This window comes from Streptomyces sp. NPDC032198, assembly GCF_040636975.1.
In the GTDB taxonomy this organism is placed as follows: domain Bacteria; phylum Actinomycetota; class Actinomycetes; order Streptomycetales; family Streptomycetaceae; genus Streptomyces.
In genome coordinates, this window is the sequence record NZ_JBEZVL010000011.1 from 300,309 (window position 1) to 326,075 (window position 25,767).

General features: G+C 71.9%; 16 protein-coding genes. 10 read left to right on the forward strand and 6 right to left on the reverse strand.

Annotated elements, in window-relative coordinates; all coding sequences use genetic code 11:
• The first annotated feature begins 280 nt into the window (after nt 1–280).
• Nucleotides 281–1,651, forward strand: coding sequence for an alpha-lytic protease prodomain-containing protein (locus tag AB0E78_RS29180; RefSeq protein ID WP_361838424.1), 1,371 nt, complete (start codon nt 281–283; stop codon nt 1,649–1,651).
• Nucleotides 1,652–1,726: 75 nt separating this feature from the next.
• On the opposite strand, the gene AB0E78_RS29185 is transcribed toward AB0E78_RS29180, so the two are convergent.
• The 4 genes from AB0E78_RS29185 to AB0E78_RS29200 form a co-directional block, all read right to left on the reverse strand.
• Nucleotides 1,727–2,356, reverse strand: a complete 630-nt coding sequence (locus tag AB0E78_RS29185; protein ID WP_361838426.1) for a response regulator transcription factor — start codon at nt 2,354–2,356, stop codon at nt 1,727–1,729.
• Nucleotides 2,349–3,584, reverse strand: a complete 1,236-nt coding sequence (locus AB0E78_RS29190; RefSeq protein WP_361838500.1) for a sensor histidine kinase — start codon at nt 3,582–3,584, stop codon at nt 2,349–2,351. The genes AB0E78_RS29185 and AB0E78_RS29190 overlap by 8 nt, the downstream gene beginning before the upstream one ends.
• Before the next feature lie 67 nt (nt 3,585–3,651).
• Nucleotides 3,652–4,428, reverse strand: coding sequence for an ABC transporter permease (locus tag AB0E78_RS29195; RefSeq protein ID WP_361838429.1), 777 nt, complete (start codon nt 4,426–4,428; stop codon nt 3,652–3,654).
• Complete coding sequence (locus tag AB0E78_RS29200) at nt 4,425–5,327, reverse strand: ABC transporter ATP-binding protein (RefSeq protein ID WP_361838432.1); 903 nt, start codon at nt 5,325–5,327, stop codon at nt 4,425–4,427. The genes AB0E78_RS29195 and AB0E78_RS29200 overlap by 4 nt, the downstream gene beginning before the upstream one ends.
• A gap of 207 nt (nt 5,328–5,534) precedes the next feature.
• Between AB0E78_RS29200 and AB0E78_RS29205 the strand changes: the two genes are divergently transcribed.
• The 5 genes from AB0E78_RS29205 (at nt 5,535) to AB0E78_RS29225 (ending at nt 14,746) form a co-directional block, all read left to right on the forward strand.
• Nucleotides 5,535–7,544: an ABC transporter ATP-binding protein gene (locus tag AB0E78_RS29205; protein ID WP_361838435.1), complete on the forward strand. Its 2,010-nt coding sequence runs from the start codon at nt 5,535–5,537 to the stop codon at nt 7,542–7,544.
• Entirely contained in the window at nt 7,541–9,481 is a 1,941-nt protein-coding gene (locus tag AB0E78_RS29210; RefSeq protein WP_361838438.1) for an ABC transporter ATP-binding protein, read from the forward strand. Before AB0E78_RS29205 ends, AB0E78_RS29210 begins: the two co-directional genes overlap by 4 nt.
• Nucleotides 9,482–9,657: 176 nt before the next feature.
• Nucleotides 9,658–10,311 carry a DUF4232 domain-containing protein gene (locus tag AB0E78_RS29215; protein ID WP_361838440.1) on the forward strand — a complete coding sequence of 218 codons (654 nt, stop codon included), beginning with the start codon at nt 9,658–9,660 and terminating at the stop codon, nt 10,309–10,311.
• A 387-nt stretch (nt 10,312–10,698) separates the two neighbouring features.
• Complete coding sequence (locus AB0E78_RS29220) at nt 10,699–12,756, forward strand: M4 family metallopeptidase (protein WP_361838443.1); 2,058 nt, start codon at nt 10,699–10,701, stop codon at nt 12,754–12,756.
• Between the two features lie 355 nt (nt 12,757–13,111).
• Nucleotides 13,112–14,746, forward strand: a complete 1,635-nt coding sequence (locus tag AB0E78_RS29225; RefSeq protein WP_361838446.1) for a M4 family metallopeptidase — start codon at nt 13,112–13,114, stop codon at nt 14,744–14,746.
• Between the two features lie 114 nt (nt 14,747–14,860).
• Here the strand turns inward: AB0E78_RS29225 and glgP are convergent, their stop codons facing one another.
• Entirely contained in the window at nt 14,861–17,491 is a 2,631-nt protein-coding gene (gene glgP / locus AB0E78_RS29230) for an alpha-glucan family phosphorylase (RefSeq protein ID WP_361838448.1), read from the reverse strand.
• 266 nt (nt 17,492–17,757) lie between these two features.
• On the opposite strand from glgP, the gene AB0E78_RS29235 reads away from it, so the two are divergent.
• Nucleotides 17,758–20,253, forward strand: a complete 2,496-nt coding sequence (locus AB0E78_RS29235; RefSeq protein WP_361838450.1) for a protein kinase — start codon at nt 17,758–17,760, stop codon at nt 20,251–20,253.
• Between the two features lie 91 nt (nt 20,254–20,344).
• Entirely contained in the window at nt 20,345–22,627 is a 2,283-nt protein-coding gene (locus AB0E78_RS29240; protein WP_361838452.1) for a protein kinase, read from the forward strand.
• A gap of 12 nt (nt 22,628–22,639) precedes the next feature.
• Here the strand turns inward: AB0E78_RS29240 and AB0E78_RS29245 are convergent, their stop codons facing one another.
• The gene (locus AB0E78_RS29245) at nt 22,640–23,086 is read right to left on the reverse strand and encodes a nuclear transport factor 2 family protein (protein WP_361838454.1); all 447 of its coding nucleotides are present in this window, start codon (nt 23,084–23,086) and stop codon (nt 22,640–22,642) included.
• Between the two features lie 297 nt (nt 23,087–23,383).
• On the opposite strand from AB0E78_RS29245, the gene AB0E78_RS29250 reads away from it, so the two are divergent.
• Both AB0E78_RS29250 and AB0E78_RS29255 read left to right on the forward strand, forming a co-directional pair.
• Nucleotides 23,384–24,604, forward strand: a complete 1,221-nt coding sequence (locus AB0E78_RS29250) for a S8 family peptidase (protein ID WP_361838456.1) — start codon at nt 23,384–23,386, stop codon at nt 24,602–24,604.
• Nucleotides 24,605–24,949: 345 nt separating this feature from the next.
• Nucleotides 24,950–25,767, forward strand: an 818-nt coding sequence (locus AB0E78_RS29255; protein WP_361838458.1) for a maltotransferase domain-containing protein, incomplete at its 3' end; no start/stop codon positions are given.

The window sequence follows — 25,767 nt, forward strand, 5'->3', positions numbered from 1 at the left end:
CCCGCAGCCTGCCTCAACATCGCCCCGCGCCCCGCGCCTCACGACCACCCACCCGCAGCCTTCACGAGCACCGCCACCGGCCTCCCATGCCGCGACGCGCGGCTTGGCTTGTGGGGGTCTCGTCGCAGCCTCTCTGAGCGTCGCGGGCGGGCTTCCATAACGTTGGGGGCGGGGGTCGGATGACAGCTACTGGGGGGCAGTTGAGGGTTCTACGGTGTGGGCGATCCGCTGGCCGTCCCCCTCACCGGTCCGCTCGGCCCTCGTACCGAGGAGATGCCCCATGCCCCCCATCCACCCCAGACGCGCCGCCGCCGCGTGCGCCGCGCTCGCCGCGGCCGGCGCCCTGGCCCTCGCGGGTCTGCCCGGCACCGCGAGCGCCCAGGCCGACCCCGCCGCGTCCACTGTGCCCTCCCCCGCCGAGACCGCCGCCGTCGACAGGACATCGCCCGAGGTCCTGAAGGCCATGCGGCGGGACCTCGGCCTCACGTCGGCGCAGGCCGAGGCCCGTCTGGTCAACGAGGCCGAGGCCGGCGCCGTCGCGGGAGCCCTGCGGGCCGCGCTCGGCCGTGACTTCGCGGGCGCCTGGGTGCACGGCGCCACGTCGGCGCGGCTCACCGTGGCGACCACCGACGCCTCGGACGTCCCCGCGATCGAGGCCCGGGGTGCGCGGGCCGAGGTGGTGCGGCACTCTGCCGCTCAACTGGACGCGGCAAAGAGGCAGTTGGACCGCGCCGCGAAGACGGCGGCTACGCGCGACGCTCCCGTCTGGTACGTCGACGTACGCTCCAACGCGGTCGTGGTGCGTGCCGTGCGGCCCGCCGCCGCGAAGTCCCTCGTCTCCGCCGCGGGGCTCGGCCCCTCCCTCGTACGCGTCGAGAAGACCAAGGAACGGCCGCGCCCGCTCTACGACCTCGTGGGCGGCGAGGCGTACTACATGGGCGGCCGCTGCTCCATCGGCTTCCCGGTCACCAAGGGCACCCAGCAGGGCTTCGCCACGGCGGGCCACTGCGGGCGGGCCGGCACCGCGACCAGCGGCTACAACCAGGTGGCCCAGGGCACGTTCCAGGCCTCGATCTTCCCCGGCAGGGACATGGCCTGGGTCGCCGTCAACTCCCAGTGGACCGCCACCCCGTACGTGAAGGGCCAGGGCGGGCAACGGGTCGGCGTCGGGGGCTCCACACAGTCCCCGGTGGGTGCGTCGATCTGCCGTTCCGGCTCCACTACGGGGTGGCACTGCGGCACGATCCAGCAGCACAACACCAGCGTCACCTACCCCGAGGGCACCATCAGCGGCGTGACGCAGACGACGGTCTGCGCGGAACCCGGCGACTCGGGCGGCTCCTTCATATCCGGCAGCCAGGCGCAGGGCGTCACCTCGGGCGGCTCGGGCAACTGCTCCAGCGGCGGGACGACGTTCCACCAGCCCATCAACCCGCTGCTCCAGCAGTTCGGACTGACGCTGAAGACGACGGGTGGCGGTGACCCCGGCCCCGGTGATCCCGAGCCGGGCGGCACGTGGGCCGCGGGCAAGGTCTACGCCCCGGGTGACTCGGTCACCTACGGCGGTACGACGTACCGCTGCCTGCAGGGACACCAGGCGCAGGTCGGCTGGGAGCCGCCGAACACTCCCGCGCTCTGGCAGACCGTCTAGTCGCTCGTCCGTTGGCTGCGGGCCGTCCGTGGCTGGTCGCGCAGTTCCCCGCACCCCTGCGGGGCCCGACCGGCGTCAGCCGAGAATTCCTCTGCTGTACGCCGTAGCCACCGCCGCCGCGCGGTCCTTGACGCCCAACTTGCCGTAGATGTGGGTGAGATGCGTCTTGACCGTGGCCTCGCTGATGAAGAGTTCGACGGCGATCGCACGGTTCGACGTGCCCTTGGCGACGAGCGCGAGCACCTCCCGTTCGCGGGTGCTCAGCGGTTCGTTGCCGGGGGCACGCACGCGTGAGACGAGCCGGGATGCGACGGCGGGCGAGAGGACCGTGCGGCCCTGGGCCGCCGCCCGGACCGCGGTGAACAGCTCGTCGCGCGGCGCGTCCTTGAGGAGGTAGCCCGTCGCGCCCGCCTCGATCGCGGGGATCGTGTCCGAGTCCGTGTCGTACGTGGTGAGGACCAGGACGCGGGAGCGCGAGCCGCGCCGGGCGAGCTCGGCGATCGCGTCGACGCCGTTGCCGCCCGGCATGCGCAGGTCCATCAGGACGACATCGGGGTCGAGGCGCTCCACCAGGGCGACGGCCTCGACGCCGTCGGCGGCCTCGCCGAGCACCTCGAAGCCGGGGGCCGACTGGAACATGCCGCGCAGGCCGTCGCGTACGACGGGGTGGTCGTCGACGACGAGCAGAGTGATCAGGTCATCCATGGCGGACCAACGGTACGCGAGCCGAGAGAGCGGTGCCCTGACCCGGTTCCGATTCCACGGTGAACGAGCCCGCGACGCGTTCGGCGCGGGCCCGCATGCCGTCGAGGCCGAAGCCGCCGGAGCCGCTGCGCTGCACCAGGGCCAGTGGGTCGAAGCCGCGGCCGTCGTCGCGCACGTCCAGGGCGACCTCGCCGTCCATGTACGAGAGGGTGACGCCGAGGCGGGTGGCCGCCGCGTGCCGCGAGGCGTTGGACAGGGCCTCCTGGACGATGCGCAGGAGCGTCGCCTCGATCTCCTCGTGCAGCGGCTCGGCGGTACCGGTGACCGTGAACTCGGCGCGGACGCCGGTGCGTTCGGACCACTCCGTGACCGTCTTCTTCAGCGCCTCGGGCAGCGCGTCGTGCTCCAGGGCCGTCGGGGAGAGGTTGTGGACGGAGCGGCGGGCCTCGCCGAGGCTGTGCCGGGCCAGGTCGGCGGCGCGGCCCAGGTGCTCGCACGCCAGCCCCTCGTCGCCCGCGTTCGCGACGACCTGGAGCTGGGCGATGATGCCGGTCAGGCCCTGCGCGATGGTGTCGTGGATCTCGGCGGCGAGCCGCCGCCGCTCGTCGGCGACGCCCGCTTCCCGCGCCTGGACGAGGAGCTGGGCGTGCAGGGCGGCGTTCTCGTCCATGGCCTGCTGGAGGGCGTTGTTCGTGCGCTCCAGCTCCAGGATGGTGGCGGCGGCGTCGAGGGCGCGCTGCTCCTCCTGCGCCGCGAGGTGGGCGAAGACCATGAGCAGCGCGACGTTCACCGCGAACAGCCCGCCGAAGACGACCCAGCCGAGCTCGCCGTCCGGCGGAAGCCCGCCGGACTGGGAGCCGGACATGGTGACGGCGGTGAGGAGGAGACCGAGCTTGACCAGGCGCGGGGGCAGCAGCCGCTCGGCGCCGAAATAGCCGACGACGGCGTAGAACGCGAAGAACGGGTTGAGCCAGGTGAGGACGAAGGCGATCGCCCAGCGCAGGAGGTAGTAGACGACGGACGCGGGCGTGGGTTCCGGCCGTGCGGGGGCCAGCGCGCCCCACCCGAGCTGGAGCACGAGGCCCGCGGCGACCAGCGTCCCGGCCACGTACCAGTCGCCCCGGTCCATGCCGACCACGCCGCCCGTCGCGACGGCCATGAGCAGCCCGAAGCCAAGCAGGACGTAGGGGCCCCAGCGGTGGAACAGGCCCCACCGCTGTTCGATCATCTTCGTGGCGTCCGCCGTGCTCGTACTCACCGCCCCAGTGTCCTCGACGAGCCACGTCACGTGCGGATCACTCCCACCTGAACCAACGCGATGCCCCGGCCGTCAGGGCCACGGTCCACAGCGCGAGAACGCCCAGGTGGACCAGGCCGGGCCAGTCACCGGCGGCGGCGTCGCCGAGCGCCTGGGACGCGGCGCCGAGCGGGGTGGCCTCCACGATGTGGGCGAGCGTGTCCGGCATGGCCTGCACGGGCAGCCAGACGCCGGCGCTGAACATCGTCGGGAAGAAGACGGCGGAGCCGATGGCGGTCGCGGCCTTCGTGGTGCGGGCGAGCGCCGAGACCAGGGCGCCCAGGGCGAGCCCGCACAGGATCGCGAGGAGCAGCGCGAGGACGTATCCGAACGCCTGGCGCGGCAGCGGCACGTCGAAGACGGCGCGTCCCACGGTCAGCGAGAGCAGTGCGGAGACGAGGGCGGCCGCGCCGTGGATGCCCATCTGCGCGCCGAGCACGGCGGCGGGGCGTACGGGCGTGGCGGACATGCGGCGCAGGATGCCGCGTTCGCGGTAGCCGGTGATGAGCGGCGGCATGGCCTGCAGGCCTGCCATGATCAGCGAGAGCAGCACCGTCACGGGCACGTACGCGTCGATCATCCTGAGCCCGCCGAGCGAGTCCGACGGCTCCCGGAAGTCGGGGATGGAGCCGAGGATCACCAGCAGGATCGTGGGAAAGGCCATGATCCAGAAGAGGGCGCCGGGCTCGCGGCGGAAGAGGCGCAGCTCCGCCTTGAGGACGGCGGCGAAGGCCCCGTCGGTCCGGCCGGGGTGAGGGACCGTGGCGGTGGTCATGCCGATGCTCCCGTCAGATCGAGGAACGCGTCGTCCAACGTGGCGTCGGAGACCCGGAGTTGATGGGCGGTGATGTGGTGCCGGGCGAGCAGCGTGATGGCGGCGTTGACGGTCTCGTCGGTGCCGTTCAGGGTGTAGCGGCCGTCGCGCTGGTCGACGGAGATCACCCGGGGCAGCGCGGCGAGCTCGCGCTCGTCGAGCGGCGCGGACGGCGTGAAGGACATGACGGTCGATCCCGCGGCCCGGCTGATGAGGCCCGCCGGGCTGTCCAGGGCGGCGATCCGCCCGTGGTCGATGACCGCGATGCGGTCGCAGAGGCGCTGGGCCTCCTCCATGAAGTGCGTGACCAGGAGGACGGTGACGCCGCTGTCCCGTACGTCCTCGATGAGCTGCCAGGTGTCGCGGCGGGCACGCGGGTCGAGCCCGGTGGTCAGCTCGTCGAGCACGACGACCTTCGGGTTCCCGATCAGGGCGAGCGCGATGAACAGGCGCTGCTTCTGGCCTCCGGAGAGCTTGCCGAAGCGGCTGTCCAGCTTGTCGGTCAGGCGCAGGCGTTCGGCGAGGGGGCGCCAGTCCGCGGGGTTCGGGTAGAACGCGGCGTACAGCTCCAGGGCCTCGCGCACCGTGAGCTTCGGCTGCAGCTCGCTCTCCTGGAGCTGGGCGCCGAGGATCCGGGTGACGCGGTCGTGGTCGGCGACAGGGTCGAGCCCGGCGACGCGGACGGTTCCGGTGTCGGGGACGCGCAGGCCCTCGACGCATTCCACGGTGGTGGTCTTGCCGGCGCCGTTCGGTCCGAGGACGCCGAAGATCTCGCCCTCCTCGACGGCGAAGGAGACCCCGTCGACGACGGTCCGTCCGCCGTAGGCCTTGCGCAGGTCGTGCACTTCGATGATGGGCATGGGTCGAGCCTCGCCGGTGGGCGGGGGCCCGGGCATCGCCCATCGCGCTCGAAGGGGCATCAGCCGATCGGTTGATGGAGGGGTACGACTTCGCCGGTGCGGGCCGGCCCTGGGGGGTTGCCGACCTGGTCTTAGGACCAGGGGACGAGCGGGGACGGGTCAAAACTCGGTGGGCTCTGTCAGTCGCCATCCGTAGGCTCGCTCATGATGCCGAAACCAGATGCACCGACCAAGGACCCGGCCCGGGAAGGCTCCGCGGCACGGACGCTGCTGCGACTGTGGCCGTACGTCCGCCCCGTCCGAACCCGCCTGTTCAGCGCGGCATTTGTCGCCATCCTCGCCTCCTGTACGGGGCTGGTCTTCCCCCTCGTACTGAAGTGGCTCGTGGACGGCCCGGTGGCGGACCGGGACCTCGGCGGGGTGTGGCTCGGGGCCCTGCTCCTGCTGCTGCTCGGCGTCGCGGAGGCGCTGCTCTTCGGTCTGCGGCGATGGCTGGTGGCACGGCCGCTGGCCTCCGTCGAGGCGGCGATGCGGGCGGATCTCTACCGCCATCTGCAGCGGCTTCCGGTGGCCTTCCACGACCGCTGGGCCTCGGGCCAGCTGCTGTCGCGCGGCACGACGGACCTGATGCTGCTGCGGATGTTCCTCGCCTTCCCGCTGACGTTCCTGATCGTGAACGGGACGACGATCGTGGTCGGCATGGCCATCCTGGTCGCGCAGGACTGGGCACTCGGTCTGGTGCTGCTCACCCCGCTGGTCCCGCTGGTGATCGTCTGCGCGTACTACGAGGGCCGGTACATGGCCGTGGCGCGGCGGGCCCAGGACCAGGTCGGCGATCTGACGACGGTCGTCGAGGAGAGCGTGCTCGGCATCCGCATCATCAAGGGCTTCGGCCGCCACCGCAGTCAGGCGCGCGCGTTCCACGAGCTCTCGCACACGCTGCGGGGCACGGAGCTGGCCAAGGCGCGGCTGCTCGCCGCGATCTACGCGGTGATCATGACGCTGCCGGAGGTCGCGATCGGTGCGGCGCTCGTCCTGGGGACGGTGCGGGTGGCGGACGGGGACCTGTCGACGGGGACGCTGGTCGCGTTCCTCTCCACGGCGCTGGCGCTGCGCTGGCCGGTGGAGTCGATCGGGTTCCTGCTCGCGATGAGCCAGGAGTCGGCGACGGCCACGGAGCGGTACTTCGAGGTGATGGACGCGGAGCCGGAGTCTTCGGCTGCCGTCACCTCGCCCGGGGGCGACTCAGGGCCCGGCTCCGGCTCCGGCTCGATGGAAGCCGGGCTCCGCTTCCACGGTGTGGAGTTCCGTTACCCGGATGCGCCGTCCGACGCGCCGCCCGCGCTCGACCGGATCGACCTGCACATCCGGCCCGGCGAGACCCTCGCCCTCGTCGGCGCCACGGGCAGCGGCAAGACGACCCTGACGGCGCTGGTGCCCCGGCTGCACGAGGTAAGCGGGGGCCGCATCACGCTGGACGGCGAGGACATCGCGGAGATGGACCGCGAGCGGCTGCGCACGCTGGTGGCGGTCGCCTTCGAGGAACCGACGCTGTTCTCCGCGACGGTGGGCGAGAACGTCCTGATGGGCGCCGAAGAGGCCGCGGGCGACGTGGAGTTGGAGCGGGCCCTCGACATCGCCCAGGCCGACTTCGCGCACGCGCTGCCGCAGGGCACGGCCACGCAGGTCGGCGAGCAGGGCCTGAGCCTCTCCGGCGGCCAGCGCCAGCGTCTCGCGCTGGCCCGCGCGGTGGTCGGCACCCCCAGTTTCCTGGTCCTCGACGACCCGCTCTCGGCGCTGGACGTCCACACGGAGGCCCTGGTCGAGGCCGCTCTGCGCCGCGTCCTGAAGGACACGACGGCCCTGGTGGTGGCCCACCGCCCGTCCACGGTCCTGCTCGCCGACCGCGTCGCGCTGCTCTCCGACGGCCGCATCACCGCCATCGGCACCCACCAGGAACTGCTGCGGGGGAACGGCGAGTACGCGTGGCTGATGTCGGGGGCGGGGGCCACTCCCACGACGGGGGAAACGGGCCCGGCACCCGAGGCGGAGCAATGGGACCCGGCGTCCGCGAGGGGACATGCAGGCCGCACGCCATCCGCCGGAAAGCCAGACGCGCGGCTCACCCCCACGCCAAAAACACAAGCGGACCGGCCGTCCGCCGACCGGCAGACGGAGGCGGGCGTCGCGTCCGCGGAAGGGGAGGGCGCACGATGACCGCGTCGACACCGGCGTCACGGACCTCGGGGCCGGACGAGGAGGAACGCCTCTCACCGCCGGACAGCGAGGCGGGCGGTGAGCGGGTTTGCCCGGGTGGGAGGGCCGGGGGCGACCCCGTAGACCCCGTAGACCCCGTCGATCACTTCGACAAGGACAGTCTTCCCGCTGCCCCCGGGGCCACCTCCACCCTGCTGCGTTCCTTGCTCTCGCCGCTTCGGGGGCGGGTCGTCCTCGCCACCGTGCTGCTGCTCCTGCAGCAGGCCGCCGTGCAGGGCGGTCCGCTGCTCGTCGCGTACGCCATCGACAGCGGCGTGCCCGCGGTCCGGGCCGGCGACTACGGGCCCCTCGTCGTCATCGGCATCGGATATCTGTTCTGCGCGGGAGCATCCGGCGCGTTCCAGTACGCGTTCATCGTGGCCTCCGCCCGCGTCAACCAGGACGTACTGCTCGATCTGCGCGGGCGCATCTTCCGGCACGCGCAGGCCCTCAGCGTGGACTTCCACGAGCGGTACACCTCGGGGCGGCTCATCTCCCGGTCCACCACCGACGTGGAATCCCTGCGGGAACTCCTCAGCGAGGGGCTGCAGGAGCTGATCACCGTCATCCTCTCCTTCGTCTACATCTCGGCGATGCTGCTCTGGCTCGACCTGAGCCTCGGCGCGGCGGCGGTCGCGTCGTTCGTGCCGCTCTACCTCCTCGTACGCCGGTACCAGCACCGCGCGGGCCCCCTCTTCGGGAAGCGGTCCACGGCGATCGCCGCCGTCATCGTGAAGTTCGCCGAGACGATGAACGGCATCCGCCCGGTCCGCGCGTTCCGCCGCGAGCGCGCCAACGAGGCGGAGTTCGCCGTGCTCAACCACCACCACGAGCGGTCGAACGGCGACGCGATGCTGGAGATGGCCCGCTACGTGGTCGGCTCCCGGCTCGTCGCCAACACCGCCGTCGCCGGCATCGTCCTGTGGGGTGCCTACCGCGTCACCGACGGCACCCTCGCGCTCGGCGTCCTCGCCGCGGCGGTGCTGTATCTGCGGCGCCTGTACGACCCGATCGACCGGCTCGGCATGTTCCTGAACTCCTACCAGTCGGCCGCCGCGTCCCTGGAGAAGGTCGCCGGGCTGCTCGCCCAGACCCCCTCCGTGCCCGAGCCGCATCCGGACCGCGCGGTGCCACTGCCCGCCCTCGCCTCCGAACACCCGGGACGCGAGGTCGACTTCGACGGAGTGCGCTTCGCCTACCGGACCGGCGGCGAGGTCCTGCCCCGCTTCGACCTGACGCTGCCCGCCGGGCAGACCGTCGCCGTCGTCGGCTCCACCGGCGCGGGCAAGTCGACGCTCGCCAAGCTGCTCGCCCGCTTCTACGACCCGACGGAGGGCCGGGTCCTGCTCGACGGGGTCGACCTGCGGGATCTCGCCAACGCGGAGCTCCGGCGCGGCGTCGTCATGGTCACCCAGGAGGCCTTCCTCTTCTCCGGGACCGTCGCCGAGAACATCGCCATCGGCCGCCCGGACGCCACCCGCGAGGACATCGAGCAGGCGGCGAAGGCCATCGGGGCGCATGACTTCATCGTGTCCCTGCCCGACGGCTACGACACCGACGTACGCAAGCGGGGTGGCCGTATCTCCGCCGGTCAGCGGCAGTTGGTCGCCTTCGCTCGGGCGCTGCTCGCCGACCCGGCGGTGCTGATCCTCGACGAGGCGACCAGCTCGCTCGACATCCCGGGCGAGCGGGCCGTGCAGCGCGCCATGCACACGGTGCTGCGCGGGCGCACCGCCGTGGTGATCGCCCACCGGCTCTCCACGGTGGAGATCGCCGACCGGGTGCTCGTGATGGAGGACGGGCGGGTGGTCGAGGACGGCACTCCGGCCGAACTGATCGCGGGGAGCGGCTCGTTCGCTGATCTGCACCGGGCATGGCGGGACAGCGTGGTCGGTTAGCCGTCGCCGTCCCGCCGACGCGACGCAACGCGACGCGACGCAACACGACGCGACGCGAGCGTTAGCGGGACGTCAGCAGGGCGTGAGCGGGACGCCAGTGGGTGCGGCCACATTGGTGTCCACAGCGGGAACGACCAGCAGGCCCCGCACCCACCACCGCACGGGGGAACCTCAGCATGCGTACGAACCGGATCCGCGCCGCCGTCCTCGCCGGCAGCACCGCCGCGCTCGCCCTGTCCCTGATCGCCTGCGGTGGCTCCGACGACTCGGGCGACAACGCCTCGAAGGGCGGTGCGAGCAGGACCGTCGCCACCGCCGACGGCTCGAAGAGCTCCGAGGGGACGGTGACCGTGACGACGGACGGGCCCGGGAAGAACGGTGGCGCAGGCCACGCCAAGCAGACCAAGCCGTGCAAGGGCGACGAGATGTCGTACTCCGTGGTGCACCGCTTCCCCTCGGAGCAGGGCGAGCACCTCCTGGTCACCGCGACGAACGCCGACTCCACGTCCTGCTGGATCACTTCGATGCCGTCGGTGATGCTCGGCAACACCTCGAAGGTCGTGCCGCACTCCGCCAAGGACGCCCCCGGCGGCTCCTCGCAGATCACGGTCGAGCCCGGCGGCAAGGTCTACTCCGCCATCGCGCTCTTCACCGTCGGCGGCAGGACCCACTCGTCGACTGACCTCTCCCTCGCCCTGAGCGACCGGACCGGCTACACCGGGCCCGGCACCGAGACGAGCGCCCTCGACGGCAAGGGCGCACAGTCCGAGTTCACCTGGTCCGACGCCGAGGTCACCAACTGGAACACCGAGAAGCCCTACAACTTCTGAGCGCGGACCCCGCCTCGACCGGTTCCTCAACCCAACGGATTCCGGCAGGCGTTGGGGTGCGGAATCAGCCACGCCGCTCAGGGCCCCGGTGACCGGCTCTCCTCGAACAATGCGAAGCTCTTGACCTTGAGCGACCCCTCCGTATATCGAACGTGCCCCACCGGGCAGCGGACCAGTTCCGGCCAACTCTTGACGCACCCCTGACAAACAGAGCGCGCCGGTGCCACTCTTCCCCTCGATTCCCAGCTCCACCTGGATCCACTTGGATCCGCCTCGCTCCACCCTTCGTAATCCCAGCTCCACGTTCTGCCTTGTTCTGCCCGGACGGCACGACCGCGCCGCCCGGTCCCCCTGGCCGCGTAACCCACGGCCACGCAGAAGGAGTCCGTGTTGAGAAGCACCTCTCACAGACCTGCCTCCCACCGACGCGCCACCGCCGCCGGCGCCCTGACCGCCGTCGCCGCCCTCGTGGCGGTGGCCTTCCAGACGGGCCCGGCATCGGCCGACGGCCCCGCGATATCACCGGCCAAGACCTCGGCCGCCGGAAAGATAGGCAAGGCCGACCCCGGTTCCCTGCCCGTGAAGCTCAGTCCCGCCCAGCGTGCGGCGCTCCTCAAGGACGCCAATGCCACCAAGGCGGACACGGCCAAGGACCTGGGGCTCGGCGCAAAGGAAAAGCTCGTCGTCCGTGACGTCATCAAGGACGCCGACGGCACGACGCACACCCGTTACGAGCGCACCTACGAGGGCCTGCCGGTCCTCGGCGGCGACCTGGTGGTCGACGAGGCGAAGTCCGGGAAGACCGAGGGCGTCATCAAGGCCTCGAAGAAGCAGCTCAAGGGCGTCGACACCAGCGCCGACGTGAAGGCCGCGACCGCCGAGAAGCAGGCGCTCGCAGCGGCGAAGGCCGAGGGGTCGAAGAAGACCGACGCGGACCGCGCGCCGCGCAAGGTCGTCTGGATGGCCAAGGGCGAGCCGACTCTCGCGTACGAGACGGTGGTCGGCGGGCTTCAGCACGACGGCACCCCGAACGAGCTGCACGTCATCACGGACGCGGCCACCGGCAAGAAGATCTTCCAGTGGCAGGGCATCGAGAACGGCACGGGCAACACCCAGTACAGCGGTCAGGTCACCGTGGGCAGCGTGCAGTCGGGGTCGAACTACACCCTGACCGACACCGCACGCGGCAGCCACAAGACGTACAACCTCAACCACGGCACATCCGGCACCGGCACGCTCTTCTCGGGCCCGGACGACGTGTGGGGCAACGGGCAGGCCTCCAACCTGGAGACCGCGGGCGCGGACGCCGCCTACGGCGCCCAGCTCACCTGGGACTACTACAAGAACGTGCACGGACGCACCGGTATCCGCGGTGACGGCGTCGGCGCGTACTCCCGGGTCCACTACGGCAACAACTACGTCAACGCCTTCTGGGACGACGGCTGCTTCTGCATGACGTACGGCGACGGCTCGGGCAACTCCAAGCCGCTGACGTCCATCGACGTGGCGGCCCACGAGATGACGCACGGCGTGACGTCGGCCACCGGCAACATGCAGTACAGCGGTGAGTCCGGCGGCCTGAACGAGGCCACCTCCGACATCTTCGCGGCGGCCGTGGAGTTCAACGCCAACAACCCGCAGGACGTGGGCGACTACCTCGTCGGCGAGAAGATCAACATCAACGGCAACGGCACCCCGTTGCGCTACATGGACAAGCCCTCCAAGGACGGCGGGTCCAAGGACTCGTGGTACTCGGGCATCGGTGGCATCGACGTGCACTACTCGTCCGGTGTCGCCAACCACTTCTACTACATGCTGAGCGAGGGCAGCGGCGCCAAGGTCATCAACGGCGTCTCGTACGACTCGCCGACCTCGGATGGCCTGCCTGTGGCCGGAATTGGTCGCGACAAGGCCTCGCTCATCTGGTACAAGGCGCTGACGACGAAGTTCACCACGACCACCAACTACGCGGCGGCCCGTACCGGGACCCTCGCGGCGGCCGGTGAGCTGTACGGCACCACCAGTGCCGAGTACAAGGCGGTGGGCGATGCCTGGGCCGCGGTCAACGTCGGCACGCGCGGCGGCCCCGGCGGCGGCACGGACTTCGAGAACACCGCGGACGTCGCCATCCCGGACAACGGGGCGGCCGTCACCTCGTCGGTCAACGTCACCGGCCGCACGGGCAACGCACCCTCGACCCTGAAGGTCGGCGTCGACATCGTCCACACCTGGCGCGGCGACCTGGTCGTCGACCTGGTGGCCCCGGACGGTTCCACGTACCGCCTGAAGAACTCGAGCGCGTCGGACTCGGCGGACAACATCCAGGCGACCTACACGGTCAACGCCTCGTCCGAGGTGGCCAACGGCACCTGGAAGCTGAAGGTCCAGGACGTGGCCGCGCAGGACACCGGCTACATCAACAGCTGGAAGCTGACGTTCCCGTAAGCCCTGACCGGGCTTGAAGAGGGCACATGCAGACTGCGCCGCTCCGGGTGGTTCAACTCCCCCGGGGCGGCGCACCCATGTGTGCCCATGTACGCCCGCGTGTACGCCCGTGCGTACGCCCGTGCGTCCTGCTGTTGGGCTCCCCGGCTGCGTAACACGCCGTTCGCATTGCGTACATGGACCATCGCTCAACGGACGATTTCTGGCCAACCTGTGGCTAGGGGACTGACATGCACCTGCCTCAACTGGCACTGTTCCCTCGCACGCCACAACTGAACATCAGTACACCCGCACCGCATCTTTCAGCCCGGGCAGCTCCCCAACGCCGTCCGGGCCCCCCACAGAAGGAGCATGCGTGACCCCCCACATATCCCGGAAGCGCTCAACGCTGGCCATCGCCACCGCCGTTGCCGCCGGAGCACTTCTCGCAGGCGGTCTGGCCACCGGGGCCTCCGCGCAGTCCGACCAGGCTGCCGCGCCCGCCGGATCGCAGATCGCGCTCTCCTCCACCGCCCGCGCCGGCCTGTTGCAGGACGCGAACGCGGACAAGGCCGCCACCGCCGAGAAGATCGGTCTGGGCGCCAAGGAGAAGCTCGTCGTCCGTGACGTCGTCAAGGACCGCGACGGCACCACGCACACCCGCTACGAGCGCACCTACGACGGCCTGCCCGTCCTCGGCGGCGACCTCGTCGTCCACACCGCGAAGAGCGGCTCGGTCAAGAGCGTGACCAAGGCGGCCAAGGCCACCATCAAGGTCGCCTCCACCTCCGCGAAGGTCGGGGCCAAGTCGGCCGCGAAGTCCGCCGAGTCGACCGCCGCCAAGTCCGGCGACACCAAGAAGGCCGACGCGCAGACGACGCGCAAGGTCGTCTGGGCCGCGTCCGGCAAGCCGGTCCTCGCCCACGAGACCGTCGTCACCGGCGTCCAGAAGGACGGCACGCCCAGCAAGCTGCACGTCATCACCGACGCGGCCACGGGCAAGAAGCTCTTCCAGTACCAGGCCATCGAGAACGGCGCCGGGCACAGCCAGTACAGCGGCGACGTCGAGATCGGCTCCAAGAAGGGCTCCAGCGGCTTCGATCTGACCGACGACGCGCGCGGCGGGCACTCGACGTTCAACCTGGACCACAGCGAGAGCGGCGAGGGCAAGCTCGTCACGGACGACGACGACACGTGGGGCAACGGCAAGGCGGACGACGCCCAGACCGCCGCCGTCGACGCCGCCTACGGCGCCCAGCTCACCTGGGACTACTACAAGAACGTGCACGGCCGTGAAGGCATCAAGGGCGACGGCAAGGGCGCGACCTCGCGCGTCCACTACGGCAAGGCCTACGTCAACGCCTTCTGGGACGACAGCTGCTTCTGCATGACGTACGGCGACGGCGAGGGCGACAAGAAGCCCCTGACGTCGATCGACGTCGCGGGCCACGAGATGTCGCACGGCGTCACCGCGGCCACCGCCAACCTGGAGTACAGCGGTGAGTCGGGCGGCCTGAACGAGGCGACCTCCGACATCTTCGGCACCTCGGTCGAGTTCAGCGCCAAGAACAAGGAAGACGTCGGCGACTACCTCATCGGCGAGGAGATCGACATCAACGGCGACGGCTCGCCGCTGCGCTACATGGACAAGCCCTCCAAGGACGGCCAGTCCCTGGACAACTGGAGCGCGGACGCGGGCAACACCGACGTCCACTACTCCTCCGGCATCGCCAACCACTTCTTCTACCTGCTGTCCGAGGGCAGCGGCGCGAAGGAGATCAACGGCGTCAAGTACGACTCCCCGACCGCCGACGGCTCCAAGGTCGAGGGCATCGGCCGCGACAAGGCCGAGAAGATCTGGTTCAAGGCCCTGACGTCGTACTTCACGACGACGACGGACTACAAGGCGGCCCGTGAGGGCACGCTGAGCGCCGCGAAGGACCTGTTCGGCGCGGACTCGGCCGAGTACAAGGGCGTCGAGGCGGCCTGGACCGGCGTCAACGTCAAGTAGTTCCTCGCACCACTAGCAGCAGCTCACGCACGACCAGCTCGACCAGCACGACCAGTCGGCACCCGGGGTTCGCACTTCCCCCGGGTGCCGCTCGTCGTCGTACCGCCGGCCGCCTTACCGCAGCAGCACCCCCGCCGCCTCCCCCGTCCCCTCCGAAGGCACCGCCACCAGGCCCAGCTCCGCGCCACTCGCGAGGAGTCGGTGGGCCGGGAGGATGCGGACCGTGTAGCCGAAGGGTCCCGTGCGGTCCAGGGCCAGGGGGCCCTCGTAGAGGCGGCGGCCCTCCGCGTCGGGCCCGCCCACGGGCTTCAGCGGCACCGGGATCGCGTCGGCGATGACGTCCTCGGGGTCGACGCGGCCCGCGATCGTCTGGACCTCCACGTCGTCCGGAGTCAGCTCGCCCAGATGTACGCGCACCCGCAGCGAGAGCGTGGCGCCCAGTTCGGCGGTGGCACCGGTCGCCGACGCCTCGACGTGGTCGACGGCGACCCGCGGCCAGGCGGCGCGCACCCGCGCCTTCCACGCGGCCAGCTCCCCCGCGGCGTCCACGCCCAGCGTGCGGTGCGCCCGCGCGGCGGGAACGTACAGCTGCTCCACGTAGTCCCGCACCATCCGCCCCGCGAGCACCTTCGGGCCGAGCCGGGTCAGTGTCCTGCGCACCATCTCGATCCACCGGTCGGGAAGGCCCTCAGGGCCCCGCTCATAGAAGCGGGGCGCGATCCTGCGCTCAAGGAGGTCGTACAGCGCCGCGGCCTCCAGGTCGTCCCGCCGGTCATCGTCCGTCGCGGCCCCGTCCGCCGTGGGGATCGCCCATCCGAAGTCCGGCTCGAACCACTCGTCCCACCAGCCGTCGAGCACCGACAGGTTGAGGCAGCCGTTCAGGGCGGCCTTCATCCCGCTCGTGCCGCACGCCTCCAGCGGACGGAGGGGGTTGTTCAGCCACACGTCGCACCCCGGATACAGCTTCTGCGCCATCGCCATGCCGTAGTCCGGCAGGAACACGATCCGGTTGCGGACCCTCGGATCGTCGGTGAAACGCACCAGTTCCTGGATGAGCCGCTTGCCGCCGTCGTCCGCCGGATGCGCCTTGCCCGCCACCACGATCTGCACGGGCCGTTCCGGATGAGTGAGCAGCTCCATCAGCCGGTCCCGGTCCCGCAGCATCAGCGTCAGGCGCTTGTACGAGGGGACCCGGCGCGCGAAGCCGATCGTCAGGACGTCGGGCCGCAGCACCTCGTCGATCCAACCTAACTCGGCGCTCGCAGCGCCCCGTTGGCGCCACGACGCGTAGAGCCGCTGCCTGACCTCCGTCACGAGCTGGCCGCGCAGTTCGCGCCGCAGCTCCCAGATGTCCGCGTCCTGGATCTCGGCGACCGCGTCCCAGCGGTCGGAGCCGCCCACCGACAGCGCGTCCTCGGTCCGCTGGGCGCCGATCTGGCGGGCGCCGAGGCGGAAGACCTCGGGGGCCACCCAGGTCGGGGCGTGCACGCCGTTCGTGACGGAGGCGATCGGCACCTCCTCGGCGTCGAATCCCGGCCACAGGCCCGCGAACATCTCGCGGCTCACCTTGCCGTGCAGGGTGGAGACGCCGTTGGCGCGGCGCCCGAGCCGCAGGCCCATCACCGCCATGTTGAAGAGGTTGGGCTCCCCGCCGGGATAGGTCTCCATGCCGAGCCGCAGTATGCGTTCGACGTCGATGCGGGGCAGTTCGGCCTCGGGACCGAAGTGCCGGGCGACGAGCTCACGGTCGAAGCGGTCGATCCCGGCGGGCACGGGGGTGTGGGTGGTGAAGACGGTCCCGGCCCGCACCGCTTCCAGCGAGGCATCGAACTCGACGCCTTCCAGGGCGAGTTCATGGATGCGCTCAAGGCCGAGGAAGCCCGCGTGGCCCTCGTTCGTGTGGAAGACCTCGGGCTCGGCGTGCCCGCTCAGCCGGCAGTACGTCCTGATGGCGCGCACCCCGCCGATGCCGAGCAGCATCTCCTGGAGCAGGCGGTGCTCGCTGCCGCCGCCGTAGAGCCGGTCGGTCACCTCGCGGGCCGCGGGGTCGTTCTCCTCCACGTCCGAGTCGAGCATGAGCAGCGGTACGCGCCCGACGACGGCCTGCCAGACGTGCGCGCGCAGCGAACGGCCGCCGGGCAGCGCGATCGCCACCAGGCTCGGGGTGCCGTCGGCCTCGCGCAGGAGGGAGAGGGGCAGCTCGTTCGGGTCGAGCACCGGGTAGGTCTCCTGCTGCCAGCCGTCGCGGGACAGGGACTGGTGGAAGTAGCCGTGGCGGTAGAGCAGCCCGACCCCGATGAGCGGGAGCCCGAGGTCGCTCGCCGCCTTCAGGTGGTCGCCCGCGAGGATGCCGAGCCCGCCCGAGTACTGCGGGAGGGCGGCGGTGATGCCGAACTCGGGCGAGAAGTAGGCCACGGCACGCGGCAGTTCACCGCCACGCTCGGCGGACTGCGCCTGATACCAGCGGGCCCCGGTGACGTACTCCCGGAGCCCGTCCGATGCCTCGGCGAGCCGCCGCAGGAAATCCCCGTCCCCGGCCAGTTCGGCGAGCCGCGCGGGCGGCACGCTCCCGAGCAGCCGTACGGGATCACAGCCCGAGGCGGTCCACTGCTCGGGGTCGACGGACTTGAACAGGTCACGGGTGTCCGGGTGCCAGGACCAGCGCAGGTTTCGCGCCAGCTCCGAAAGCGGAGTGAGAGGTTCGGGAAGGGCGGGACGTACGGTGAATCGACGGATGGCCTTCATCAAGGTGCACCTCTGCCGGAGCGTCTGACGGGGCGTGTGCCGGGCTTTCGTACCTCACGTATCGCCGTGCCGCACCGACGTTAGCGCCGCGCCGCTCCTGTCACCACGGCGCACAGGGCGCGCGTTCCGTGGCGGGGGTAACGTGGCGCGGCGGGACAGAAGTTGGCAGGGGCACGCACAGGCATGCGGGTGCACGGGTACACAGGGGGACGGGGCGGATGATCGGCCAGTTGCGGGATACGTCGCCTCGGCGGATCGGACCGTATGTGACGCTCGCCCGGCTCGGGGCGGGCGGCATGGGCGAGGTATTCCTCGCGCGCCCCGACCGGGCCACCGGGTTCGGACCCGGGGACCTCGTCGCCGTCAAGGCCATCCGGAACGAACTGGCGACGGACCCCGTGTTCCGGCGGCGCTTTCGGCGCGAGGCGGAGGTGGCGGCCTCCGTCGACAGCCCCTTCGTGGCGCGGCTCGTAGCGAGCGAGGCCGAGGGTGACGTGCCGTGGCTGGCCACCGAGTACGTTCCCGGGCCCACCCTTTCCGAGGCCGTGCGCCGGAGCGGGCCGCTGCCCGCGGGTGCGGTCGCCGCGCTCGGCGCGGGCGTGGCGCGGGCCCTGACGGTGGTGCACGCGGCGGGCGCCCTGCACCGTGACCTCAAGCCGGGCAACGTACTGCTCGGCCAGGACGGCCCCAAGCTGATCGACTTCGGCGTGGCCCGCGTGCAGTCCGCCACGACCATGACCGGCTCGGGCCTGCTCGTCGGCACGCCGGGCTTCATGTCGCCGGAGCATGTGGCGGGCGGCAGACACGTGGTGGCGGCATCGGACGTCTTCTGCCTGGCCTCGGTACTCGCCTACGCGGCGACGGGACAGGACCCCTTCGGGGACGGCCCGATGGCCGCGGTCCTGTACCGGGTCTCGCGGGCGGAGGCCGAACTCGACGCCGTGCCGCCCGAGTTGCGGGACGTCCTTTCGGCGTGCCTCGCGCGGGACCCGGCCGAGCGGCCGGGCGCGGCGGAGGTCGCCGACCGGCTCGTACGGCTGCGGGACGCGGCCACGGGCGCCGAGTGGCCGCAGGCGGTGCGGGAGGCGGTGGCCGAGGCGCGGCGGGACGTGGAGCAGCTGTGCGCCTCGGGGCAGCCGCTGCTTCCGGTGCCGCTCTGGCCGGAGCCGGAGGCCGGGCCCCCGGCGACGGCCCAGGGCAGCCCCGCCACGGCGCCCGGCGATCCGGTCAGCGCTCCCGGGATACCCGCGTCGCCCGCCCTCATGGGCGTGCACCAGCTCCCGACGATGAGCGGATCGCTGCCGCCCACGGCCGCACCCCGCCCCCGGCGCCGTATCCCGCGCGCGCTCCTCGGCACGGTCGCCGCGGCCGTGGTGGTGGGCGCGCTCGGCGGTGCGCTCGCCGTGTGGGGTCCGTGGCGTGACGCGTCCGCGGGCGGCGGCTCGGCGGGGTCCGGGACGGTGGACCCGGGTCCGACCGACCCCGCCGCCGTCAAGAAACTGGCCGGGCGGGCCGGGGTCGACGCGGAGGGCACGGCGGACCGCTCCGGTGTCGTGGACCAGGTGGCCGCGCAGCGCCCCAAGGGCTGGAAGAAGTGGCAGGCCAAGCTGAGCCACGCGCCCATGAGCTGCGCCGCCGATACCGAAGCCATCGTCTGCCTGCTGACCAACGGCACGTACGAGGCGCTGAGCGCGAGCAGCGGGAAGCGGTTGTGGAGGTCCGTGAAGGTCGATCCGGAGGAGGGGGTGGGCGAGGCGTACTACGGTCCTGGCGGCGCGTTCTTCATGCCCGGCGACGGCCTCGAACCACAGGTGCGCGGCGGCAAGGCGGTCATCGCCCACGACGACGTCCTGCAGGTGCGCGACTCCACGACGGGTGAGGTCCTCTGGGACGCCCCGAGCCCGGACGGGGCGGGCGCGTTCACGCTGCGGCCGCTCCTGGACGACGACGTCCTCCTGGTCGGCGCCGAGGAAACGTACATGCACAGGGGCGCGAGGGCGTCCCTGCACGCGTACGACATCGACGGCGGAAAGCCCTTGTGGGACGAGGATCTGGGCAAGCCGCTGGTGGCCCAGGCCGACTTCCACCGGTACAGCATGCGGGCCCTGCGCGACGGCGTCGTCTACGTGGACGAGAAGGACGGCCTCGCGGCGTACGACGCACGGACCGGCGATCTTCTCGGGCAGTCCAGGAACGAGTGCGGGGTGGTGCTCGCGGGCCAGAACGAGGTGCTGTGCACGGCCTCCCCCGGCGGCGGCTCCGATGACGGCACGCCGTCACCCCGCGTGCAGGTGCTGCGGCTCGACCCCCGCACCCTCAAAGAAGCCCGCAAACCCTTCCGCTACCCCACGCCCAAGGGCTACGCGTCGGCCCCCGGCCCGACGGCCACGGACCGTGCCCTCGCCGTCGCCGTGGATCCCGCACGGCACAGCGTGATCGTCAACGACAAGAGCACCGGGCTCCTCCGCCGCTCGGCGAAGCTCCCCAAGGGGAACGTCCCGTCCTCCGCGCCACTGGTCGTCGGCGGTCGCATCGTCTACGCGGACAGCGGCGCGCTCTACACCATGCCGCTCGGCACCGGCGGCGGAGGGACCGTGCGGCACCCCGTGCCCGGTGCGCCCGGTGACCGCGCGGAAGCGCCGCCGAACGTCAACGGCACCGTCGTCGCGGAGATGCTGCGCGCGCCGACCGTGCTGGCACTCGGCGGCGTCGCGCACGTCGTCTACGACGAGGGCAAGATCTCATCGGTGGAACTGCCCTGACGGCACGTCACCCTCCCCCTGAATCCCCATCGGCCTGAACCCCCACCGAACTGACCAACTGCCGTGCAGACGAGTCGAGTCGAGGAATCGCATGCTCACGCCCCTGCCGACCGGCGCCGCCCGCCACATCGGCCCCTACCGTCTCCTCGCCCGGATCGGTGCGGGCGGCATGGGCGAGGTCTTCCTGGCCCGGCGGGGGCAGGGGCGGCTCGTCGCCGTGAAAGCGGTACGGCAGGGGCTCGACCTGGACCTCGACGACGCGTTCCGGGTCCGCTTCCGGCGGGAGATGGCGGCGGCCCGAGCGGTCACCGGCCCGTTCACGGCCGCCCTCCTGGACGGTGACGCGGATGCCCCGCTCCCCTGGCTCGCGACGGAGTACGTGCCGGGCCCCTCCCTCGCCGACACCGTCGCCCGCTGCGGTCCGCTCCCGGTGGCGGCGGTCCGCGCACTGGGCGCGGGGCTCGCCCGGGCGCTCACGGCCGTGCACGCGGCGCGGGTCCTGCACCGTGACCTGAAGCCCGGCAACGTCCTCCTCACCCCCGACGGCCCCCGTCTGATCGACTTCGGCATCGCGCAGGCCTTCGAGGCCACGGCCCTGACGATGACGGGCGTGCTCGTGGGCACGCCGGGATTCATGGCTCCGGAGCAGATCGAGGGTTCGCACGCGGTCGTGCCCGCGTCGGACGTCTTCTCACTCGGCGCGGTCCTGTGCCACGCGGCGACGGGCCGCGGCCCCTTCGACGACCCGGAGCTCGCCTCGGTCGTCTTCCGCATCGCGCAGGGCGACGCGGACCTCTCCCGGGTCCCGGACGAACTGCGGGGCCTCATCACCGAGTGCCTCGCCGCCGACCCCGCCCGGCGCCCCGCTCCGGCGGCGCTCGCCGAGCGCCTGGAGACCCCCGGCACCGCCCGCTTCCCCTGGCCGTCGGAGGTGCTTTCGCTGTTCGCCGAGTACCGCTCGGCCGCGGCGCAGTTCGAACCGGGCGCCCCGTACGTCCCCACCATGCCGGGCGAACCGCCAACGGCCCCGGCGGCTCCGGCGGCTCCCGGCCCGGCGCCCGCACCCCGGCGGCGGCCCTGGCAGTGGATCGTGGCAGCGGGGCTGGCCACGGCGGCGGTGACCGCGGCGGCGCTCGTCCTGCCGGACGCACCCGCCGACCCCGCCGACCCCGCGGAGAACTCACCGGCAGCCGCATCGGCAGAGCCCCCGGCGACGAAGTCTCCCGCCGGGGGCTCTGCCACCTCCTCGCTCGTCAGGACATACGGAAGGGGCCACTCCGGCGAGTTGGGCGCATCCGCCGTCACGCCCTCCGCGCTCCCCGGCGGCTGGCAGCCCTGGTCCCGCAAGAAACCGGAGGTCGCGGACGACAGGGGAACCGGCTGCGTCCTGGCCCGCTCGACCCTGGTGTGCCGTGACGGGCGGGGTGCGGCCACCGCACTCTCCGCGGCGACCGGCGAGGACCGCTGGACAGCACCCGGCTTCCCGGGAAAGCCGTCCGGCATCCAGGAGAGCCCTCCCGAGACCGACGGTGAGCGCGTCTTCGTGCCCAGTGAACTGGGCGTGACCGGCCTTGACCTGGAGCATGGCGATGAGCTGTGGCGCCGCGCGGCACCGCGGCACACGCGGCTGATCTCCATGGCGTACGCCCGGGGCGTGCTCTTCACGGCCGAGGTCAAGTCCGCCGGGCCCTCCGGCCCCCGCACGACCACGCTGCGCGCTCGCCGCGCGAAGACCGGCGGTCAGCTGTGGGAGACGGCCGTCGACGCCAAGGCCGTCGGCAGACTGCTCGTCCAGGGCGGCACGGTGTACACGGCGCTGGAGTCGGGCGGAGCCCTCGCGCTGTCCGCCGGGAACGGCGACGAGAAGGCCAAGGTGTCCGGGCCCCGGTGCGGAGATCTCATGGGCCACGACGGGGCGGTCCTGTGCTGGTCCGCGCGGCGGGGCGGGGTGAGCGACCTGGACCCCGAAACCCTCGCGGTCCGCCGCGTCGTGGGCGCCTCCAAGAGGCCCGACGTGGCGCCGGTCATCGGCGCGGCGGGCGTCCTGGTCGTCGCCAACAGTTCGCACACCGACATCACCACCCCGCGCTTCACCGCGTACGCGTGGAAGTCCGGCAGGAAACTCTGGGACCTTCCGGCACGCGGCAAGCCCACCGCCCTCGCACTCGCCGATGACCGGCTCCTGGCAGCGGGCACCTACGAGATCTACACCGTGCCCCTCGACGGCGACGCGGGGGACGTCACGCAACGGACGGTGCCGCTCACTGACACGACCAGGCTCGACGGCGTGGAGCTCAGCACTCCGCTCTACCTCGGTGGCGCCGTCTTCGCCGAGTCCTCCGAGGGCCGCCTCGTCTCCGGCCGCGCCCTCTGACCCTCTGACCCCTCAGGCCGTCGCCGTCGCCGCCACGATCGCCGCCGTGTCCCAGTAGAACGGCCGCACCTCCGTGATCCGTCCGTCCCGTACCGCGATCGTCTGCAGTACGGGGAAGGCCAGTTCGCGCCCCGTGGCACGGGCCCGCGCGTGGACCTGGGTGTGGACGACCGCCGTCTCGCCCGTGGCCAGGAAGCGCTGCTCGCCGATCTCGAAGGTCTCCCAGGTCGCGGCCATGGCGAGGAAGAAGCGGGTCATGCCATCGTGGCCGCGCCAGGTACCTCCGTACGGGAGTGCCTCGGCCTGGTGCATCACGACGTGCGGGGAGAAGTAGGGGGCGAGCAGGTCGAACGAGGCCCTGCCGGGGCCGCCGGCCGCCAGGTAGCGGGACTCCGCCTCGTACATGCCGGTGAGGACGGACACGGAGTCCGGTGCGGCAGCTTCGCGCTGGGTGGTCATGCCGTCAGCGTGACGGCTCCGGCGCCCCTGGACCGGCGGAAAACGGACGTCGACGTACCGGCGGTCACCCCGTGGTCCCGCACCTAACGCAGGCATCCCGAATCCGTCCGGAAATCGGCGCAACCCTCACAGCACCCCCACGGGCGGTATGGCCGATTCCCCTACGCCGTGTGGTCTTGTAGGCCCTCACGCCGCACGAGAGGCTGCCAAGTGGCGCTCGTGGAGGACACGGGGAATCCGGCACGGACCACTCCAACTCCGCGAGTCGCACGTCAAGTTGGGGAGGGAAACCAGCGTATGACTCTGTCGCGAACGAAGCGTCTGCGGTGGGCCGGGGCCGTTACCGCCGCCACCACCGCGGTGGTGCTTTCGGCCACCACGCTGCCAGCACACGCCGCTCCCGCCGATGCCGATGCCCCCCTCGGGGAGATACTCGGAGCCGGTGAGCCCGGTTCCATCAGCGGGAGTTACATCGTCACGCTCAAGGACGGGACCCAGGCCCCGTCCGACGCGGGCCAGGGCCTCGCCACGAAGTACGGGGCGAAAGTACGTCACACCTACAGCACCGCGCTCAACGGCTATGCGGTGAAGGCCGGTTCGGACCAGGCCAAGAAACTCGCGGGTGACCCCGGAGTCGCCTCCGTCGTCCAGGACAGCACCGTGTCCCTGGACCGAACCCAGCAGGATCCGCCCTCATGGGGCCTCGACCGGATCGACCAGAAGAGTCTGCCGCTCGACAAGTCCTACGCCTCGCCCGCGTCGGCGGGGAAGGGCGTGACGGCGTACGTCATCGACACCGGCATCCGCACCTCGCACCAGGACTTCGGCGGACGTGCGAGCAGCGGCTGGGACTTCATCGACGGCGACGCCACCGCGCAGGACGGCAACGGACACGGCACCCACGTCTCCGCGACCGTCGCCGGCCAGAGCCACGGCGTCGCCAAGGAGGCGGACGTGGTGGGCGTCCGGGTACTCGACGACGCGGGGTCGGGGACGACCGCGCAGGTCATCGCGGGCATCGACTGGGTGACGAAGCACGCGAGGAAGCCCGCCGTCGCCAACCTCAGCCTCGGCGGCACGGCCAACGTCCAGTTGGACGCCGCCGTACGCAACTCCATCGCGTCCGGGGTCACTTACACGGTCGCGGCGGGCAACGACGGGCTCCCCGCGTTCCTGTTCTCGCCGGCCCGCGTGAAGGAGGCGGTCACGGTCGGCGCGACCGACGTGAAGGACGCCAGGGCGAGCTTCTCCAACTGGGGAGGCGGCGTCGACCTGTTCGCGCCGGGCGTCGGCATCACCTCCGCGTGGAACACCGACGACAGCGCCACGAACACCATCTCGGGCACGTCGATGGCCTCACCCCACACGGCGGGCGCGGCGGCGCTCTACCTGGCCGACCATCCGTCGGCGGCACCGGCCGCGGTGAGCAAGGCACTGACCGACCGGGCGGTGCCGGGCAAGGTGACGGGCGCCGGTCTCGGCTCCCCGAACAAGTTGCTGCAGGTCAACAACCCGTAGAGCACGGCACAGCACAGGACCGGCCCCGCCGCACACGGCGGGGCCGGTCCTGTGCGTGCGGGCGCGGCCTTGCCTCTGGAGCCATCCCGAAGCACCCTCGATACGGAACCGGTCATGTATGGGGCCTTACGCACCAGTAGTTAACAAAGCGCCGGATTGCCCACCCGAAGTCGGTGGGAAGGCTCCCCCGGTACGCACCCGGCTCAGTACGGTCAGTCACGACTCGGCACGGCGGTCACGGCAGTCACGGCTCAAGCACGGCTCCCTCAAGTGCGCCACGCAGTAGCTGAACCCCTCCACACCCCCCGTATCCGCCCCACTCATGTAACGCGGACAGGAGCGGTAATGCCCTCAACACGCCCGTCGGCGACGCCCTCGGGAAAGGCCCCCACAAGGGCGCCCAAAACGTCGGCACCAGAGCAGAACCCACTGCAGGAACCCCGACAAGAACCGCAGCGGGACGCGCGCGAACCACAGGCTCCACCCCCGCGCCCCGGCCGGCCGGACACCCTCACCGGCCGCATACCCATCCTCGACATCGCACCCCTCGTCCACGGCGGGCGGCGGCCCGCCAAAGCCGTGGCGGGCGAGACCTTCCAGGTCACCGCCACCGTCTTCCGCGAAGGACACGAGGCGGTCGCCGCCAATGTCGTCCTGCGCGACCCGCAAGGGCGCCCCGGAGCGTGGACGCCCATGCGTGAGCTGGCCCCCGGCACCGACCGGTGGGGCGCGGACGTCACACCGGACGCGGAGGGGAACTGGACGTACACCGTCGAGGCGTGGGGCGACCCCCTCACCCAGTGGCGGCACCACGCGCACATCAAGATCCCGGCGGGCATCGACACCGAACTCGTCCTGGAGGAAGGCGCCCGCCTCCACGAACGCGCCGCCACCGGAGCCCCGGCGGGCGATGACGCCGTCCTGCGCGCCGCCGCCGAGGCCCTGCGCGACACGGAACGCCCCGCCGCGGCCCGCCTCGCCGCCGCCCTCACCCCGGAGGTGGACGCGGTCCTCGCCGGGCATCCGCTGCGCGAACTCGTCACGGAGTCACAGCACTTGCCGCTGCTCGTGGAGCGGGAGCGGGCGTTGTTCGGGTCGTGGTACGAGTTCTTCCCGCGTTCGGAGGGTGCCGTCGTCCGGGAGGGCGAGCCCCCGCGCTCGGG